The following is a 20,917-nucleotide window of genomic DNA, read 5'->3' on the forward strand; positions in this document are numbered from 1 at the left end:
GACGAGCGTCAATTGCTGCTTCTTTAGCTTTAAGTGCATCGTCAATGGCTTTCTTAGCTGCTGGTTTCTTAACTGCTACTGGATTCACTGCAGTAACTTCATCTACACCTGTTTTCTTAGCCGCATCTACTGCATCTTGAGCTGTTTTAGCTGCTGTTGGTGTAGTTGCTGTATCAGGTTGTTCATTGATTTTCGCTAATTGTGCATCAGCTTTATCTTTTGCTTCATTCTTAGCTGCTGTTTTTTCTTCATCAGTTAAGTCTGGACGAGCATCGATTTCTTTATTTTTAGCTGTTAACGCATCATTAATTGCTTTCTTAGCTGCTTCTTTTGCTACTGGAGTTACATTTGCAACTGCTGTAGTTCCATCTGCTTTAGCTTTATCAACGGCTGCATTTGTAGTTGCATTATCAACTGCTGCTTTTGCTACATCTGCTTGCGCTTTTGCTACTTCTTTAGCTTTAGTTTTCTCTTCTGGAGTTAAATCTGTGCGAGCATCGATTGCTTGGTTTTTAGCTGTTAGCGCATCGTCGATTGCTTGTTTAGCTTCCGCTTTCTTAGCTGCTACTGGATTTACAGCTTTAACATCTGCTACACCTTTATCTTTTGCACCATCTACTGCTGTTTGAGCTTCTGCTGCTTTTTCTGGTGTTTCTGCGATGTCTGGCTGTTTGTTAATAGCGTCTGTTGCTTCGTTTGCTTTATCTTGAGCTTCTTTCTTAGCTGCGTCTTTTTCTTCTTTCGTCAAATCAGTACGAGCGTCGATTGCTTTTTCTTTCTTAGCTAACTCATCAGCGATTGCTTTCTTAGCTGCTTCTTTAGCTACTGGATTTACTTTCTTAAGTTCATCTCCAATTTTTCCTGCTGCAGTATCAACATCCGCATTAGTTTTTGCTGCATCGACAGCTTCCTTAGCTTTATCAGCTGCTGCTTTTGCTGCTTCTTTAGCTTTAGTTTTCTCTTCTGGAGTTAGATCTGGACGAGCATCGATTGCTTTGTTTTTAGCTGCTAACGCATCGTCAATCGCTTTCTTAGCTTCATCTTTCTTAGCAATTACAGGATTATCTGTTTTAATCTTGTCAGTTCCTGCTTTTTCTACTTTATCTAACTCAGGTTTAGTTGTAGCATTAGAGTTAGCAATATCTTGAAGAGCTTTAGCTTTATCTGCATTTACTTGCTCGATTGCTGCATCTTTTTCTTCTTTAGTTGCTTCTGGGTTATTGTTAATAGCCTCAATTTGTTTCTCAGCTGCTTTATTAACCTCATTGATAGCAGGTTGTTTATCTAGAGTTACAAATTCTGACAATGGTTTTTTATCTGTAGAACCGTCTGTGTATGTTACTACAAGATTTCCTTGGTCATCTTTTGTTACTGAGGCAATCTTAGCCTTAGCATCTGCAGCATCTACAGTTTTACCTTTTTTGTCAGCTAAGTTAGCATCATCATTGTTATTAGAGTACTCAATTTGTAGTTTTTCTTTGATTTTCTCTAATTCTGCTTCTGTTACGTTAGCTGGATCTGTTACAGCAACTTTTTCAGTTGGAGCTGCAATGTCATATTTAGATGTTTGGTTTTTAACGATGAACTCAACATATCCTGGTTTTTGTTGGCGTACTGCATCGTCAGTTGAAGCATCAAAGTTCTGATCCTCTGGTAATGATCTTGCATTATCATTGTCATTAGCAACAACAAAACTTGTCCATTTGTTTGGAGCTGTAAGTGTTGTAACACCTGTCATCTTGATAGTTGCTGTTGTCTTATCGTCAGATACTGTTCCTTCGCCATTTGTAACTACATCGTTATCAATCTTACCTGTTGTAAATCCATAACCTGCAGTGTTATCATTTCCAACACCACCTGGTCCACGTAGGTACAAATCTTTAACTTCTGCATCATCTGAAGCTTTGAATGTTAAGTCAGTATTTTCACCAGTATAAACATAGATTTGTTTCTTATCTGGGTTTGAGTATGGAAGTTCTACTGTTGGTGCTGGGTTTGTACGTGCAAAGTTTGAAATTGGGGCTTCATCTGTCGAATCATCATTATATGTTACGACTACTTTTTTGTTTGCAGTATCAACATTAATACTTTTAACTACTGAAGATTGATTCTCTAAAACTTCTCCTTTTTTAGACGCAAATCTAGCATCTTCACTTGTCTTAGAGTATACAATCTTAATTTGATCTTTGATACTTTGAATCTCTGTATCAGTTAAATTATCAAGATTTGATACAATAATTTTCTTTGTAGAATCTGTTGGCTCTTGGATATGGTATTTGTATGTTTGAGATTTAAGAACAAAGTACATATATCCTGGATCTGAGATAGTTCTAGTATCTCCAGAATTTTTCAATCCTTCTTCATCTTCTACATGTACAAAACGAGTACCAATGTTTACTGTTTGAGCCTCATTTTTTGTATAAGTAGATGCACTCTTCAGTTTATCACTTGGTTTTCCTGAAATAATAATCTTAGCTGGATTAGCTTGAGTTGCATCTGTTAATTCCGCAGTCTTACTTTCATCACGATTAATTACAGTTGCTGAATAGCCCCAGTCAATATCAACCTTATTATCAGCTTCCGTAGACATTGGGAATTTTTGATTTGAACCTTGTTTTACGGTTGCATAACGAATTTTACCACTTTCATCGTATACAGGAATTTCAATACCTGCATCTTCTTCATTATAAACAAAGATTTTCTTTTCAGATGGAAGAGAATATGGAATTTCAGCTACAGGTTTTTCATTTGTACGTGCAAAGTTTGAAATTGGGGCTTCATCTGTCGAATCATCATTATATGTTACGACTACTTTTTTGTTTGCAGTATCAACATTAATACTTTTAACTACTGAAGATTGATTCTCTAAAACTTCTCCTTTTTTAGACGCAAATCTAGCATCTTCACTTGTCTTAGAGTATACAATCTTAATTTGATCTTTGATACTTTGAATCTCTGTATCAGTTAAATTATCAAGATTTGATACAATAATTTTCTTTGTAGAATCTGTTGGCTCTTGGATATGGTATTTGTATGTTTGAGATTTAAGAACAAAGTACATATATCCTGGATCTGAGATAGTTCTAGTATCTCCAGAATTCTTCAATCCTTCTTCATCTGCTACATGTACAAAACGAGTACCAATATTTACTGTTTGAGCCTCATTTTTTGTATAAGTAGATGCACTCTTCAGTTTATCACTTGGTTTTCCTGAAATAATGATTTTAGCTGGATTAGCTTGAGTTGCATTAGTTAATTCTGCAGTTTCGCTTTCATCACGGTTAATTACTGTTGCACTATATCCCCAGTCAATATCAACTTTATTATCAGCTTCTGTAGACATTGGGAACTTTTGATTTGAACCTTGTTTTACTGTCGCATAACGAATTTTTCCACTTTCATCGTATACAGGAATTTCAATACCTGCATCTTCTTCATTATAAACAAAGATTTTCTTTTCAGATGGAAGAGAATATGGAATTTCAGCTACAGGTTTTTCGTTTACACGTGCGAAGTCAGTTACTGGTCGTTCAGCTGTTGTTCCATCGTTATAAGTAATAACAACTTTATCTCCTGATTGAGTAACTGTAGCAATCTTACCGTTAAGGTTGTTTCCATCACCTTCTTGTAATTTAGCTTTGATTTTATCTAATTCTGGCTGTTGAAGTTGTGCTGGATCAGCTACCGCAACTTTATCAAAGTTTGCAGCTTTATTTGCTAAATCTTCTGTGTATTTTACGTTTTGTGAACGAACTTTGAAGAATACTTGATAATCTGGATCAGATGAACCTTCATTATCGATTTCATTGTTACTTGCATCTTTAGCACGAACTTTACGTGATACTACGGTTGAACCATTTTTCCACGGATTTCCATTAAGGCGCGCTTGTAATTTTCCTGTAACAGAAAGTGTTGCTGGTTGGTCAGCTGTGGCAGTCGTTTCAGAATTAATATTAGAGTTGTTTAATCCATACCCTATATTAGTATCAGTTCCACCACCCATTTTTTGCATCCAACCTTTAACAATCTTACCACTGTTATCTGTAATCTTGATACGTCCAGTGATATTTGTTTCTTCTGTTGGAGTTACCCAAATAGTCTTAGATGCTGGATCATCATAATCGATTGATACTTTTGGTTTTTCTGTATCAGTTTCCGTACGGAAAGCATTGTTTTTGTCTAATTCTTTACCGCTACGAGCATCATTAGATCCTGTGTTTTCGATTGAGTTAGATTCTGATTTAGGTTCTGTGTTTTCTGCTGTTTTACCTACAGTTTCTTTACCTTCAGTTGTATCTACTGCTGGAGTTTCTTTTTTCTCTACAGGTTTGCTTCTTAATTTAGAGTTAGCTGTAAGGAAAAGTTTTCTGTAAGCTTTTGTTAATTCAGCTTGAGTTGTTGCGTTTGCTAATGTAGTTTTTGCAGCTTCTAGGTCTGCTTTTAATAATGCTACAGATTCTTCTGTTTTGTTAGCATATGTTCCGTTAGCAAATTTTGTCTCAATTTCTGAAATGTAGCTTTCAAGTTGGGTCTTGTCCAAAGTTGGAGTTGCTGGCGCAGCAGCTGTGTCTCCAGGTTGGATTTGATCCGCTTGAACAGATACAGCTCCATTCCCTAAGAACATGAAAAGAGCAGCGACAGCTACACTAGCCGCCCCAAAACTATATTTACGGATCGAGTAACGAGTGACCTTCTCACGGTGCAGACGTTCAACACGACTCATAGATGGTTTGTTTTCCATTATTTTCTTTTCTCCTTTTGTAAGGTTAATTAATTTGATTTCCACATGACACCTGTATGTAGAGATCTACAATTTACATTTTATCTTATTTTCAATATATATGCAAATGATTTGATTTAAAATTTTCGCAAAAAAAAAAGCGTTTTGGGAAAGTAAGGAATTTTCAGATAAATTAGTTTTGTATATTTTCTTGTTTTTGTAAATAAATAATTCACATGTTTTTATAACAAATTTGCTTTTGTTTTAATTCCATCCATAAAGATAGCGCATTCATATAGGATTGGTAGTAAAATAAATAAGTTTGATGGGTGAAACAAACTATTTTTGCACTGCATAAGAAAAAATTATCCGTAAAACATATGAACCAAAAATAAAACATGCTACCTCATTTCGGTAACATGTCATCGTTTTCTACTTACAACAAGGCCTCAAACTCAGCGACGGTCATGTCTAATTGCTGGCTAGCCATCTCGGAAGTCAGAAGACCTTGACGGACTAGATTTGCTAACATCAAGAAACTACCTTCAGCTTTTCCTCGTTCAAGTCCACGCTCTAAACCTTGTTCAATACCTTCTGCACGACCACGTTCAAGACCACGTTCTAAGGCCTTTTCCTCAGCTTGTTCCAAGGCATAGTCCTGTGCTAACAATGCCTGTTCTTCTCGCATACGTAGTTGACTAAACATTTTCCTGTCCTCCTCGGACCAGCTCTTGTAGTCCAGCAGTTGGTCTGCTTGGCTGATGGCTCGCTCGGGTTGCTGGGTAAAAGGTTTGTTCCCGAAAAACTCCAACCACGGCTTGCGAATACTATCTTTGCTGGTTTCTCTGTATTTTTAGATCTTATTTATGATGGGCTTTCAATAGCTCCTCAAACTCAGCCACGGTCATGCCTAATTGATGGCTGGCAACTTCAGAAGTCAGGAGACCTTGACGTACTAGATTTACTAAACCTACTTTTAATCCCTGTTCGATGCCTTCTTCTCGTCCTTGTTCACGACCCTCTGCACGACCACGTTCAAGACCACGCTCTAAGCCCTTTTCCTCAGCTTGTTCCAAGGCATAGTCCTGCGCTAACAATGCTTGTTCTTCTCGCATACGTAGTTGACTAAACATTTTCCTGTCCTCCTCGGACCAGCTCTTGTAGTCCAGCAGTTGATCTGCTTGACTGATGGCTCGCTCGGGTTCTTGAGTAAAGGGCTTATTACCAAAAAACTCCAACCACGGTTTGCGAACCTCGTCTTTGCTGGTTTCTCTGTATTTTTTTAATTCCAAGAATGCCATCTTAACCAGATGGTTTTCTTGTCCATTGTTTGTGATGGTCTTAATCTTTCAATAACGCCTCAAACTCAGCGACAGTCATACCCAATTGAGCACTTGCAAATTCGGAAGTTAAAACATGTTGGCGTACCATATCCAGAAATGCAAAAAGTTTCCCTTCTTCCCTTCCTTCAACTTTCCCACGCTCCAGTCCCTGTTCAATACCACGTTCCAATCCCTGTTCAATCCCTTCCGCCCTAGCAGTCTCCAAGGCATAATCCTGAGCCAATAACGCTTGTTCTTCACGCATACGTAGTTGACTAAACATTTTCCTGTCCTCCTCGGACCAGCTCTTGTAGTCTAGCAGTTGATCTGCCTGGCTGATGGCTCGCTCGGGTTCTTGAGTAAAGGGTTTATTCCCGAAAAACTCCAACCACGGCTTGCGAATGCTATCTTTGCTGGTTTCTCTGTATTTTTAGGTCTTATTTATGATGGTCTTTCAATAGCTCCTCAAACTCAGCCACGGTCATGCCTAATTGCTCACTCGCAACCTCAGGTGTTAGAAGACCTTGACGTACTAGATTTACTAAACCTACTTTTAATCCCTGTTCAATGCCTTCTTCTCGTCCTTGTTCACGACCCTCTGCACGACCACGTTCTAAGCCTTTTTCTTCAGCTTGTTCCAAGGCATAATCATGTGCTAACAATGCCTGTTCTTCTCGCATACGTAGCTGACTAAACATTTTCCTGTCCTCCTCGGACCAGCTCTTGTAGTCCAGCAGTTGGTCTGCTTGGCTGATGGCTCGCTCGGGTTCTTGGGTAAAGGGCTTATTACCGAAAAACTCCAACCACGGCTTGCGAACCTCGTCTTTGCTGGTTTCTCTGTATTTTTTTAATTCCAAGAATGCCATCTTGACCAGATGGTTTTCTTGACCATTATTTGTGATAGTTAAGACTTCACCTGTCGTGTCCTCTCGCATACTAAAGCTGTGAAAAGCCAAGTCATCTTGGAAGTAGTTGCTGTCCACAATAGCAATAGCATAAACTGGTGCGATGTGTTTGTAACTCTGGTGTGTATCACCTTCTCGTTGACGAATTTTTTCTAGGTTTTGATTGACCTGACTGCACAGGTAAGCCCACAGGCGATTGATGAAAAAATTCTGATGATGAACTTGAATTTCAATAATTACTTGCGTACCATTATCCAATTCCGCCAAGACGTCTATACTGGTATAGAAATCCTGTGCCGAGTAAGGCATGGAAGGCAAGACATGAATATTGCTTCCCTCCAAAATGGTCACATTTTTGGCTGGTAAATCCAACATATCGCGAATAAATTGACAAGTGATTTCTGGATTGCTAAAGATTTTCTTAGCTACCAAGTCATTGGTTGGGCTAATGCCCGGATGTCTTAAAGTCATCCATTTCCTCCTTCTATTATACCATAGTTTTAAATCTAATTTTGCTAGATTCGATGGTTCTATCTATTTATTCGAAAAGGAAATGAATTGTGAAGATATTTTATCTCGTTTCAACTAAAATATGAGCTTGATCAATCAGTTGTCCATCAATAGTCAGATTCAGATAGAAATCCAAGGTCTTATCAGCAGCAAAATACAGGGTTGGTAGACACAAATCTTTTTTGCATTCCCCAGCTTGGAATTGAAGAACTTGAATTTCGTCCTGATAGGCGACACCATGGACACCTGTCCCCGGTTGAATCGAAATCTTAGCCTCCAAAGGAGTATTACTTTCGCTACGTTCAATCCTAAAATGAAGAGTCTCTCCCTTTGTCACAGCTAGACTTTTTTCTGCAAATGCTAGCCCCTGAACAACTTCTGTTTTTGATAAGCTAGGAGTTTTATAGAGTGAAATCTTGGTCAATATAGGTAAATCCTGTGACTCTGTAATCATCACGCGCACCTTCTGTGCCTCTACTAGCGGACCTCGCAGGAGACGCTTATGACCAACTGTAAAGCCTGTACCAAATTCTTGCCAGACGCCATCCACCTCTACTTGCACATGAAAAGCTGCGATTCGTTGGCCCAGCTTCAAATCTTCTCTTAACTCAATTACATCAAAAGTTTTAGGTGACCCTAACTCAAGTTCTAACTGGATTGGCAAGCCTACGTCGCTTGCCCAAGAGCTGGTCTTAAGGCCATCTGTCAAATAGTGACAGGCAAAGTCTGCGGAAAGAACAGGACCAGACACCTTAGCTCCCAGAGCCAAATCTTCTTTATAGAGCTCATTGCGATAGGCCGCAAATTCATAAAGTCGTTCAATATCCTTTGTGTCAAATAGCCCATCTTGATTCGGCGGAATATTGAGTAATAGTGGAGTTCCCCGACCCACCGAGTGAAAGTAGATTTCGACCAACTCCTCGAGAGACTTAGGATCCTGATCCTCATGGTAGAACCAGCCTGGCCGGATGGAAACATCTGCCTCTCCGATTGAAAAAATCGTGCCCGAGGGATCTCCGTGCTGAAGATAGTCCAGCTCTGCTTCTGTTCCTAGTTTATCAGGATTCACCTTTTGCCATAGAGGATCACCTGCATACCCTCGTTCATTGCCAATCCAGCGGATACTAGTGCCTTCTGTTGAAAAAATCAAGCAATCGCCCTGCAGTTCGCGAATGGTTTCAAACCATTTTTCAAATTCATAATTGATCTTTTGAGCGCCCTCTCCTCTGGCACCATCCATCCAGACCTCAGCAAATTTTCCTGCATTACCATAGGCAGGATTTGATAAAATCTCCTTCAGCTGAGCCAGATAATAGGCATTATAGTCCGCTTCTCGGTCCACATGATAGAGGGGGCTGTGGGCATCCCAGGGTGATAGGTAGACCCCCATATCCATATCAAACTCTGTGACAGCTTGGGATACTTCAAGGAGCAAATCCCCCTCCCCATTCCTCCAAGGACTGGCCTTGACCGAATAATCTGTATGAGCTGTCGGATAAAGGGCAAAGCCATCGTGGTGCTTGACCACCAAAATCAACTTCTTAAAACCCGTTTCCTTGAGCACGCGAACCCACTCACGCGCATTTAACTGTGTCGGGTTAAAGCGTACAGGATCTTCCTGACCTGTCCCCCATTCCTGGTCATAAAAGGTATTGGGCCCAAAATGGATAAAGGCTGCTAGTTCATCCTCTAAATAAGCTAGCTGTGCCTGACTAGGCAAGGGGCCATGCGGTTTTATTTCTCTTACCATACTACTTCCTATCTACATTTTTCTTTACTTTTTTGGCATGTACTTGCAATTCTGTTAAGGCTAGGGGACTGGTCAAGCCTTCAAATCGAAGACGAAGGGCATAAGTCTCCACCTTGTCAAATTCAAAACGAAGCTCTTCATCCTTGTCGCTTGAAACTTTTCGGATAGCTGATACAGGGCGCCAATTCTCCTCTTGCTTGAGCAGGGAATCCTTATTCAAATGATTTGGAGTCCGAGGTAAGCTAGGCTCATTCCCTATGTAATAATCAATAAAGGTCGGCACAACAACCACATATTCTTGATTTTCAACATAATACAAGGTCAGGTTATCCACAAATCGCGGTTTTAAAATCCCTGCATCTCCAAACAGAATACCCACGCTGGCTTGCTCTGACTTGGCAATCCAAGTATTGGCTGTCGATTTTTTCCGAGAAATGACCTTGTCATTGAGGTAAGAGGCTGGATGATTTGGCTCTGAGTGGGAAGCAAAGACCAGAGGCAGGTTGGACCCTGTCCACTGATTGGAAATAACTTCTCCATCTACACTGGCATCTGTCACATGAATGGTGACTGTTGCTGCCAACTCACAGCCCACTACCTGTCCTGTGAGTACACTTTCTCCTACCTGAGCATAGATTTGAGGCTTGAGTTCATCCCAAGTAACCTTGGCCGTATCTCGTCTGCCATCTGATAAGACTAGCTTAACCCGGTCTGGTAAGTGTGGAGCTTCCTTGACAAGCGTCCAAACCCTTTCAGGCTCAATAGCGCAAATCCCTTGGACACAAACCTGAGCAAAAGCCTTTAAATCCAGACCCTCTAGCTGACCAGATACCGTAAACTCATGAAATCTTGCCAAATCTTCTTCAGGAATCTCCTCCCAAACAACCTTGACTCGTTTTGCACCGCCTGACTCATAGTCTACCAAGACCGAAGACGGAAGCTGTGGATAAGTCCCCCTATCTGTATATAAACGAAGTGGTCGTACAAAAACTGCTTGCCCTAGTGAGCTATTTTCTACTACGTGCAGGTGCATTTGATAGGTTTTCCCCTGATAACTAGCGCAGATAGCCAAGCCCCCTGCAGACAAACAATGAAGCACTCCCTGCTTGATAATGGCGTGGGCACTACCACTCGTCTCCCAAATCACTTCACTATTCCCCACCTTGTTCACAGGGTTATCCACAGTTTGTGGATAAAGTCCAATAGCTGGGGAAGCCCCTTCTTGTAATCCTGCCTGCTTGTCCACTCGAATCTCAAATAAGCGCTGATTTTTCACTGGCTGGCAATCAAAAGCCTCTCCCACTAAGAGATCAAAACTTGCTGGCTCTAGCCCTCTAGCACTAGCTTTTACTCTAACTTGGCCTGCCTGCTCCAAGCTCTGAACTAAGAGGACACCTCTGCCATGAAAGGCTTTCCTCTTAAACCGACCATTTTTCTGAGCCTTGTAACGTTCACGACTGGCCTGCCTGCCGTTATCCACACCTACAATGCGAGCAGGACCTTCAATTTGAAAATAAAGTTGATTGGAAGCAGTAGGCACCCAATTTCCATCCTTGTCCAATACATCAAAATAGAGATAGAGGAGGTCTTGCCCATCTTGCTCCAGTTGTGATTTCTCGGCATGTAACCCGATTTTGGCTGGCTTACCTGCAGTCACCACCCTATCTTCTGCCACAATCTGACCTTGATGGTCATAGGCCACAGCATGCAATTCTCCTGATTGATAAGCCAAGCGCCATTCGAGATAGAGTTGGTCAGAACCTTCTCCCTCTTGGTATTTTCTGCCATCTGAAGTCCATTTTCCCTGAAAAGTCTTTCTGCCTTGGGATTTCCCATTAAGAAATAACTCTACAGAACCAGCATTTGAATACACTCGAACAGGGATATCCCCATACTTATCCACAACTTGTTGATAACTCTTGTGGATTTCCCAATTCCAGTGGGGCAGGATATGAACCATAGGCTGCTGATCTAGGTCCACCCACTGACTTTGGTAGAGATAATAGTCATTTTTAGGAATCCCTGCTGTGTCCACGATCCCAAAATAGGAACTCTTTACGGGCGTGTCATTTTGATTGTGCCAAGGAGTCGGCTCACCGATATAGTCCACTCCTGTCCAGATAAACTGACCCGCATAGTCTAGCCGATTTCTATCTGCTATCCAAGAAGCCGTCGCCGTCTTCCCCCAAGGAACCCGATCATTGCCATAGTCTGACTGTTCAAAATTCCGCACGCGGCGATTATCCCCAACCCATTCCTTAGCTGGGCGAAAATAGCTATCACGCGTCCTTGTAGCCGATGAGGTTTCAGACCCGTAAAGTCGCCACTTGGGATGTCTTTTGCGAATCGCGTCAATATTATCTTCTGAGTAATTCAAGCCCACCACATCCAGCAAATTAGCTATCTTTTCATGACCTCCAGAACCATCGCCAAAGCGGAACTGATCCATTCCCATGGTCACAAAACGGCTATCATCAACCTCCTTGACCCTTTCTAGCAAGCGTCTGATAGTCATCAATGAATGGGCATCGCCATTTGCTTCGCTGACTTCATTTCCCAAGGACCACATAAAAATGGCTGGATTGTTCTTGCCACGCTCAATCATGATGCGCAAATCGTAATCTGACCAGAAATCGCCTGCTTTCGCTTCTGGATGAGTCGCTTCTTCCTCAAAAAAGCGACCATAATCATATTCTTTCTTGCCTCCATACCAGGTATCAAAGGCTTCTTCTTGGATGAGTAGCCCCATTTTAGCAGCCACATCCAGCAAGATGCTACTGCCTGGATTATGGGTGATTCGAATCGCATTGACGCCCATTTCCTTCATCTGGCGCAATCGTCTCTCAGCAGCGGACCTATTTTCCACAGCTCCCAGCGCTCCATAGTCATGGTGCAGACAAACCCCATGAATCTTCAACCAGCGACCATTTAGAAAGAAACCCTTATCCGCTTGCCAATCCATATAGCGGTAACCAAAGGTCTCCTCTTCTTCATCAACCAAAATGCCATTTTTGTAGATTCGAGTCTTCAACTGATAGAGATGAGGATGATCAATATCCCAAAGCAAGGGTTGAAAAATTGATATGGCTTGTTGGAAATGATGTTTGTCCCCAGCTTCAATCACTACAGAGTCTGTCACCTGCCAGTCTGACAGCTGCTGCCCGTCATACCAGATACTCTGCTCCAAATACACCGACACGGACTGAGGCCCATCATTTGAAACCTTGCTTTCAAGCTGGGTTTCCACCCATCCATCTCTTTGTTCCTTGAGCTTGGGACTTTCTATCTTAATCCCATATAAATCCAGATGCACCGAATCTGTAATCAATAATTTTACTTCTCGGTAAATACCGCTACCCGAGTACCAACGACTGCTAGGTTGCTGATTTTCCACAAAAACCGCAAGCTGGTTGGCAGTCCCGTCATTTCTTAGATAAGGCGTGATATCATAAGAAAAGGGCGTATAGCCATTGGGATAATAGCCCAGTACTTGCCCGTTAATATAGACTTGGGCATTCATGTAAACTCCATCAAACAACAAACGCACCGATACAAGACTGGCATCTTCTTCCAAGTAAAACTGCGTCCGGTACCAGGCTTGACCCCCGTTTAACTGACCACCCTCATTTTGCGCTGGCGAATACTGGTCAAAATCATTGTAAATACTCCAGTCGTGTGGCACTTGAATAGCCTGCCAATTTTCCCTCTGAAAATCCGGTGCCAAGGCCTCTTCTTTCCCTACCTCTTGGCTAAAAAACCAGTGATTTCGTAAAACTTCTTCTCTTATCATACAAGCATTCCTCTTTAAACGATTCAATTTACTTGACTATAGCACAAAACAAAAGCGCTTTCAAGACTTCCTCTATCACTCCCTAAATCCTCAGAAAAGATTCTATAATTTGTGGAGGAGTCTGAAAATCACTCCATGTTCAAACAAACTGTCATTTTCAAGAAATAAGATCGAAGCTTACAAGAACCAAAAAACACCCCTCTGAATGTTCATTCCAGAGAGATGTTCCTTTTGTCTTAGCTATTATAAATCGACCGTCTAAAGTCATCTGAATCTTTGAGATAAGCTTTATAAATCGCTTTTTTCAGTTTTTGAACTGGAGTTTCGATAAATTTAAACTTTTTAGCCGTTGTATTGCCTGCTTTTATTTGAGCAAGTTCTTCTTTAACAGCTTTCTGCATCAATTCACTTAACTTCTGACTTGTCAGACTTATTTGCTGGCCTTCATATTGGATTGTCAAAGGTTTCAATTGATCAATCTTAGCTACTCTTTCCTTGAACTGTGCTTTTTTGAACTCAGCATAGCTCTTACCATTCAAAACTTTATTGAAAATGTAAGTATCAGATAAAGGCTTGTTTTCAGCCTCTGCTTCTTGCTTATATTGATTTGACACATAAGGAACAAATCCTTCATAATAGCCCAAAGCTGCCATCAATTCAAAAGCTTGTTTTCTAAAGGTGATATCCCCACTCATACCAGAGTCATTTTGACTAACACCATAAATGGTATCAAACATATCCACGAAATAATATCCATTGGCTTTTATATCACCTTTTCCGTTAAATCCATTTATAATGTAACGATTCACTAAAATATTATTATCGATTAAACTATTAATACCTGATAGATTTCTCGCTTCATCTAAAGTGATTTCTGAGATTCTTTCACTGTTGTGCGTAGCTTTAACCGCTTGGTTTGTATATGTTACAGGCGTTCTAGTTCCAGTTGAATTTATCGGCATTATTTTTTTGAAATAACTCATCTTGTCTTCTGCAGATAAGCTTTTACTTGCCTCTGCTTCTAGGTAATCTAGAGTATAAAGGACATCAAAACTTCCCTTCATGTAAGATTGCAAATCTTCTGCCGTTTTAAATCGATCAGGTGTTTTATTGTAAAATCCATTCTTATCACTTTCATCATAGACAAAGTTGAGATTGAAATAAGTATCCTTTTCTGGATTATAGGAGTTTTCAAAAATACCACGCGCATAAAACTCTGCTCCTGTACCATCTCGACGACCGTGATTATTAAACAAGACCGTTCTATCTAGTAAGTGCGTCATTTCATGAGAATAAGTCGCTGAACCTCTATCATCCAGAACCCTATCTATAAAGTAACGGACACCTAATCCGTTAGCCTCAGCTCCCACCTTACTTACTGGAGAATAGTAATTCATAGGAGTCATAAATTGGTCGACTCCCTTATCAGCTCCATTACCAGTAGCTGGTGACCAAGTGCTATCAATCTGGGCATTCGGATTACTTGTATATTTCTTCATCGTATCAATAATCAAGCGATTTGTCAGCAACTTATCACGATTTTCTGGTTTTGTTATACGATAAAGAGTATCAACATAGTTGGCTTGTTGTACAGCCGCCTTTTCAATTAAAGACTTGACTCTAGCAAGCTCAGCCTGATACTTAGTTGGATTAGACTGAGTAAGAGAAGTATCTATATAGGAACCAATATTACCATAAGTAATTGTCGCCATATTACTAATCACGTAAACATTTGGTTCTTTCACATTCAAAAGTCCCAAAATAGCAGCCATATTAGCCTCTTGTTTACGAGGATCCTTTTCCCCAGCTGTCAACTTGCTATACAACCCGACATGCGCTGAAGGATTTTCCTTAGATGGTTTTTCAACAATCATAGCTTGGCTAGATTTTTTAAGCCAGGTATCCGCATCATCTGACGTAAAGAGTTGGCGATTGCTGTCTAAAAATTCCTTCAAACTAGCCTTACCTGTAATAGTAGATAAATACTTTGTAAATGTTTGAGGACTATTGGTCAATTTCATCTCTTCATAAGACATGGATCCTAATTTTTTCAAACTATCCAAGGCGGTCATTGTCTTATTGCCAAATGAGCTTGGATTAAAGGCCAGAATATCACGAATATTCGTGTCCCCAAATTGAATATTATAAAAACGATTGATATAAGACAGTCCCAACAAAATCTGCTCTTTGTATTGCTCAAGCTCTTGTTTGACCTTGCTGCGATTTTCAGGGGTATCTCCTATAATTCCCAATGTATGCGAGGCTATCTTTTTGAAACTTGACTCAGCTTGCGTCTTCGTCTGATCAAAGCTTTCTTGAATTGACAGTTTTTGAAGATACTCTGTGCGCAACATATCTTTGACTTCTTGGTCAGTGATATTTGGGTGTGTTTTTCTGAGCGCAATTCTCTTTGTTATAATATCTCGAGGATCATAGGTAGGCTCTAACTGTGCTTTTAGTTTACTGTCATGTAAGAAATCTACTGATCTCACGCTTGTGGTCAGAGCAGACACATCCACAGCATCTTCTCTCTCACTATTAGCTGGAAGTAAGTGTGGTTTATCCTCCTTACTACCAACTAAAATAACTCTCGGTTTCATTGGTTTTGTTATTTGACTCACTTCTTGAGGATTAACCAATTCACCAGTTTGTTCATTGATAGCGTAAGTTCTAGTAAGTGTATTCTCACCAACTTCACCCTCATAGGCTACCTTTTCCATATTTTTAGCAAGTGAAGAATCCTCTCTTCGCTCCTCAGTAACAGCAATCGGTTGTATTACTTTTTCCACATTACCAACTTGAATCACTTTATCGACTGCTGAATTTACTTGTCTAGTGGTATCAGACACCCTTACCTGACCTGTTGCCTTGTCTAGTTGATAAGTCGTCCTAGTTTCCACCGAACCATCATGACCTGCAACCGCTACTTCCTGTCGTCTGAACTCCAAAGTAGGATTCACTTGGTAAATCGTTTTATGAGATAGGACAGTAGTTTCAACACTCGGTTTAGTTCCAACTTCTACAACTTGATCAACTTTGTTAACTACTATTTTGACAGTTTTATTCTCAGAAATATTTCCACTTGCTTGATCTTTAGTATAGGTAGTAGTAACTTGTTCTTGTCCCTCAACACCCGGAATTTTTACTCTTGTAACGCCGTGGTCTAGTTTCTCATTCTTTTCATAAACGGTTTCATAAGGAACAGCTTTGGTCTCCACTTTGGTCTGAGGAAGTTGAGTGTCTTCTTTGTACTCTGGGAGAGCCTCCTGTATCTCAGGCTCACCGGAAACGCCACCCTCATAAGATGGAAGAGGTGGTTCTACTAAGGACTCACCAGAAACGCCGCCCTCATAAGATGGAAGAGACGGTTCCACCAAGGATTCGCCAGAAACGCCACCTTCATAAGATGAAAGTGTTGATTCTACTAAGGACTCACCGGAAACACCGCCTTCATAAGATGGAAGAGGTGGTTCTACCAAGGATTCACCGGAAACACCGCCTTCATAAGATAGAAGAGCTGGTTCTACCAAGGATTCACCGGAAACGCCACCTTCATAAGATGGAAGAGGTGGTTCTACTAAGGACTCACCAGAAACGCCGCCTTCATAAGATGGAAGAGACGGTTCCACCAAGGATTCACCAGAAACGCCACCTTCATAAGATGAAAGTGTTGGTTCTACTAAGGACTCACCGGAAACGCCGCCTTCATAAGAGGGGAGAGTGGGTTGTACTTCCGGGGCTAGGCTTATGCCATTTTCTTGAGGTTCCTTCTCTTTTGTCCCGACCAAAATCACCTGAGCAACTGGTTCACGAAGCACTTCTCTCCCTACTTCATTTCGTCTTACAACACCATCGATAACCCTTACTTCTGTTAAGATTCGTTCTTGTCCCTTGGCACCTTCTATAGAAATTCTTTTTTCTCCCTTAGCCAGAGTTGGGTCAGACTGCAATTGAGTTTCAAACTCTATCTCCCCTATCCTAACTTCCAGTTCTGGCTTGTCTTCAATAACAGTTTTCATTCCTTCATCTGGTACTTTTTTATACTCAATATTCATACTTTTTTCAGAAGTTGGATTTAAAACAGGCTCAACTGCGTAAGATGGTTGAGGAGATTGCACAAGATCTTTAGTCGAGCTAAAATGAGATGTAGTCTGTGGTACAATCTTCTTAGATTGAGGTTCTGAACTTTCCTCCTTTTGAGATAATGCTGGCGACTCTACCTTATCAGCAGAAAGTTCCTTACTAGCACTATCTCTTACCAAATAATATCCCGTAAATTCATATCCTTGGACTGTTTCAGGACTTGGTAAAAACTGACCTTCTACTCTCTTAACAAGGGCTGGTTGCAATTCTACCAGATTTTCTAAAGCAGAGATGGATGCTCCCCAGCCACCAACAGCAAAGACGGTCACAAGGAAGTAAGACGCTCCCTTTTTTCTCTTGATTAAAGTGAAGGAAAGCAATAATAATCCTGCTCCCAAGATAAACATCCCATCATTAGAAAACAGACCTGTTTCTGGTAATCTTGTAGCCAATTTTCGATAGACAAAATAGTATTCTTTTCCTTCTTCTACCTCAATCTTATTTTCTTCAAACCATTGCAACTCAGATTTCAGCTTTTCAGATAAATCCTGCTCATCCAAATAATGACTTGAAATTAGTGTTGAAGTCGTTTCTGTAGCCTGTACAGGTTGAGCACCCATACCAGCAAAAAATAAACTCGTTCCTAGCAAGACCGAACAAGCTCCTATTGTATATTTTCTCAAAGAAAAACGCTGCTTTCTCTCAAATTGAAATTCTTTCATCCCATATCCTATCATTCATTATTACTGTATATTTAGTATATCAGAAATAGTTTGTATTCACAAATCTTTCTAGTTATTCCCTTATCATTCCAAGTTGAGGGAGACAACATACAATAATTTTTATTTAAATGTATATCAATGTTCTTTGTTTTTCTTAACAAAAGCAATACAAAAAGAGCCTGTTGCCAAGCTCTTTAGTCTATTATTTCTTCTCAGCACGAAGGGCTGACAAGATTTGTGTACGGATATCATCAACACCATTTGGCGTATTTGGTAAAAAGATAGTCTGGTTTCCTTTAGAGGCAAAGGTATTCAAGGTATCCAAATACTGGTTGGTCAAAAGAATGGACATGATTTGCTCTTCTGTCATGCCAATATTTGCTTCCTTGAGTTCTGTGATAGACTCTGCCAATCCATCCACAATCGCCTTACGCTGTTGGGCAATTCCCACACCATGAAGGCGGTCTTTTTCTGCTTCGGCTTCAGCTGCAGTGACGATTTTAATCTTATCGGCTTCCGCCAATTCTTGCGCTGCGACCCGCTTACGTTGCGCCGCATTGATTTCATTCATGGATTGCTTAACTTCTGCATCTGGTTCGACCTTGGTAATCAAGGTTTTCACGATAATGTAGCCGTAAGTAGTCATTTCTTCCGCCACTTGGTGTTGAACTTCAAGGGCAATCTCATCTTTTTTCTCAAATAATTCATCCAAGGTTAATTTGGGAACAGAAGAACGAAGAGCGTCTTCGATATAAGATTTAATCTGAGATTCTGGACGCATGAGTTTATAGTAGGCATCTGTCACGCTCTGCTCATTGACACGGTACTGAGTCGCCACATTCATCATAACAAACACATTGTCCTTGGTCTTAGTCTCAACCACAATATCGCTTTGCAACAAGCGCAACTGAATCCGCGCTGCAATCGAGTCAATCCCAAAAGGCAAGCGAATATGAATACCGCTATTGGCAACCTTTTGGTATTTCCCAAAGCGTTCAATAATCGCCACCGACTGCTGACGAACCACATAAACTGTACTCAGTGTGACTATCAGCAATAGGAGCACACAAACCACCACAAAAATCATCAAAAATGTTGCCATTATCGTGACCTCCATTATTATTTTTTCCTGTATTATAGCACATTTAAAGAAGGCTGTGCAGTTTTTACTGCGATTTTTCCTGAAATGTCAATAATTAGAGGTGAAACCACATTTTAAGTTAGTAATCGCTTTTTTTCATTACATTATCTTCTATAGAATCTTCATCCATATTCAGAGAATGACTTGCCTTAACTTTTCTCTCGTGCTATACTATTTATTGAAATGAATGAATAGGAGATATTTCATGAAAACAGCAAAAACTACTGTTACAATCCTTTCTGCACTTGCTTCTGTCGTCTTATTGGCTAGTTGTGCAACAAAGTCTACAGAAACACAGACAAGCAATAATAGCTCATCTGATAATCAGATTACATTGACATATGACCAACTACGGTCAAGAGAAAACACTATGTCAACCCTTTGGTATCAAAAATCAGCTGAAACTAAAGCTTTATACATACAGGGTTATAACGTTGCAACAAATCACCTAAAGGAATTGCTCAAAACAGAATCAGACAAACCTTACTCTATCGTTTTAGACTTGGATGAAACTGTCCTAGATAATAGCCCTTATCAAGTACAAAATGTTAAAGACGGTACAGCATTTACACCCGAAAATTGGGATATTTGGGTTCAAAAAGCTGCAGCAAAAGCTGTCCCAGGTGCCAAGGATTTTCTTCAGTTTGCTGATCAAAACGGTGTCCAAATCTACTATATTTCTGACCGCTCAGCTAATCAAGTAGATGCCACCATTAAAAATCTTGAAAGTGAAGGAATTCCTGTTCAAGGACGTGATCATCTCATGTTCTTAGAAAACGGTGTAAAATCCAAAGAAGGTCGTCGCCAAAAAGTTCAAGAAAAAACAAATCTTATTTTATTATTTGGTGATAACCTCGTAGACTTTGCAGATTTTTCTAAGACTTCTGAATCTGACCGTGATAAACAACTTGAAGAATTGCAAAAAGAATTTGGTGAAAAATTCATCATCTTCCCAAATCCAATGTACGGATCATGGGAATCAGCTGTATACGGTGGTAATAAACTAGATGCTAAAGGTCAAGTAGAAGAACGCCAAAAAGCCTTGCAAGGTTTTGATAAATAAAACAAATAAGCTGATTCTATATAAAATAAAGCTAACTTACAATCTTCAAAAAGTGGATAGGAAGGAATTCTGATAATCAGAAAACTTTCCTATCCACTTTTATAATTGATATAACATCAAACTTTTACACACCTGATACTATACGTTTTTTGATTTTAAAGATTTTTCTCTTAGATCCGATATTTCAAGAATTAAGTGCCCTTGATGATCTAAATTTATTGTGGTATACTATTTTGGTCATCGGTTACCGATTACGTTCCTATGGGTTCGTGAGAGGAGGTGAAACTAATGAGCCTTATCATAGAGCTCGCTCTTACTATTATAGCGGATGTTATAGCTGGAATTATCTTGTATTTCGTCTGCAGATGGCTAGATAGTAAGGAGTAGACCGACTGACTAGCCTATCAACACCCGTTAAATCGCTAAGATACGTAAAAAAAGCCCTTAACTACGGCCATAGTTAGGGGCTTTGGTGTTCTAATGAACCTTATCAATTAACTACATTCTAGCATATAAGTCCTAATATTTCAAGCATTAAGTAAGGTTGATGGTCTAAATTTATTGTGGTATACTATTTTGGTCATCGGTTACCGATTACGTTCCTATGGGTTCGTGAGAGGAGGTGAAACTAATGAGCCTTATACCTGAGCTTGCTCTTACTATTATAGCGGACGTCATCGCAGGAATTATCTTGTATTTCGTTTGCAAATGGCTATATGGTAAGAAGTAGACCGACTGACTAGCCTATCAACACCCGTTAAATCGCTAAGATACGTCAAAAAAGCCCTTAACTACGGCAATAGTTAGGGGCTTTGGTGTTCTAATGAACCTTATACACTAACAACATTCTAGCATATAAGCCCAGATATTTCAAGAGTTTTATTTATTTTTTAAAGTTCTGGAAAGGTCTA

Annotated in this window: 7 protein-coding genes and 3 pseudogenes; 1 reads left to right on the forward strand and 9 read right to left on the reverse strand. The window is 40.2% G+C overall.

Translation table 11 applies throughout. The annotated features are described in order from the left end of the window. The 9 genes and pseudogenes from N8L90_RS06160 to N8L90_RS06200 all read right to left on the reverse strand — a co-directional run. On the reverse strand, positions 1 to 4,741 hold a 4,741-nt coding region (locus tag N8L90_RS06160), incomplete at its 3' end, for a DUF1542 domain-containing protein (RefSeq protein WP_261024646.1). A gap of 415 nt (positions 4,742 to 5,156) precedes the next feature. Continuing rightward, positions 5,157 to 5,573: pseudogene (locus N8L90_RS06165) on the reverse strand (RpnC/YadD family protein); the annotation flags it as partial. A gap of 7 nt (positions 5,574 to 5,580) precedes the next feature. Continuing rightward, a pseudogene (locus N8L90_RS06170) lies at positions 5,581 to 6,069 on the reverse strand (RpnC/YadD family protein); the annotation flags it as partial. Beyond that, positions 6,062 to 6,472, reverse strand: a pseudogene (locus N8L90_RS06175) (Rpn family recombination-promoting nuclease/putative transposase); the annotation flags it as partial. The pseudogenes N8L90_RS06175 and N8L90_RS06170, both read right to left, overlap by 8 nt. A gap of 7 nt (positions 6,473 to 6,479) precedes the next feature. After that, complete coding sequence (locus tag N8L90_RS06180; RefSeq protein WP_219967431.1) at positions 6,480 to 7,418, reverse strand: Rpn family recombination-promoting nuclease/putative transposase; 939 nt, start codon at positions 7,416 to 7,418, stop codon at positions 6,480 to 6,482. Positions 7,419 to 7,518: 100 nt separating this feature from the next. Continuing rightward, positions 7,519 to 9,207 carry an alpha-L-fucosidase gene (locus tag N8L90_RS06185; RefSeq protein WP_219967432.1) on the reverse strand — a complete coding sequence of 563 codons (1,689 nt, stop codon included), beginning with the start codon at positions 9,205 to 9,207 and terminating at the stop codon, positions 7,519 to 7,521. A 1-nt stretch (position 9,208) separates the two neighbouring features. After that, positions 9,209 to 12,997 carry a glycoside hydrolase family 2 TIM barrel-domain containing protein gene (locus N8L90_RS06190; protein ID WP_261024650.1) on the reverse strand — a complete coding sequence of 1,263 codons (3,789 nt, stop codon included), beginning with the start codon at positions 12,995 to 12,997 and terminating at the stop codon, positions 9,209 to 9,211. Positions 12,998 to 13,233: 236 nt separating this feature from the next. Continuing rightward, the gene (locus tag N8L90_RS06195; protein WP_261024652.1) at positions 13,234 to 17,802 is read right to left on the reverse strand and encodes a ZmpA/ZmpB/ZmpC family metallo-endopeptidase; all 4,569 of its coding nucleotides are present in this window, start codon (positions 17,800 to 17,802) and stop codon (positions 13,234 to 13,236) included. Between the two features lie 202 nt (positions 17,803 to 18,004). Beyond that, a complete protein-coding gene (locus N8L90_RS06200) occupies positions 18,005 to 18,889 on the reverse strand; it encodes an SPFH domain-containing protein (protein WP_261024711.1) in 885 nt (294 codons plus the stop codon). Positions 18,890 to 19,148: 259 nt separating this feature from the next. Between N8L90_RS06200 and N8L90_RS06205 the strand changes: the two genes are divergently transcribed. Beyond that, positions 19,149 to 20,006, forward strand: coding sequence for a 5'-nucleotidase, lipoprotein e(P4) family (locus N8L90_RS06205; protein ID WP_261024656.1), 858 nt, complete (start codon positions 19,149 to 19,151; stop codon positions 20,004 to 20,006). Positions 20,007 to 20,917 lie beyond the last annotated feature (911 nt).

Source organism: Streptococcus mitis (assembly GCF_946190115.1).
Taxonomy (GTDB): domain Bacteria; phylum Bacillota; class Bacilli; order Lactobacillales; family Streptococcaceae; genus Streptococcus; species Streptococcus mitis_CO.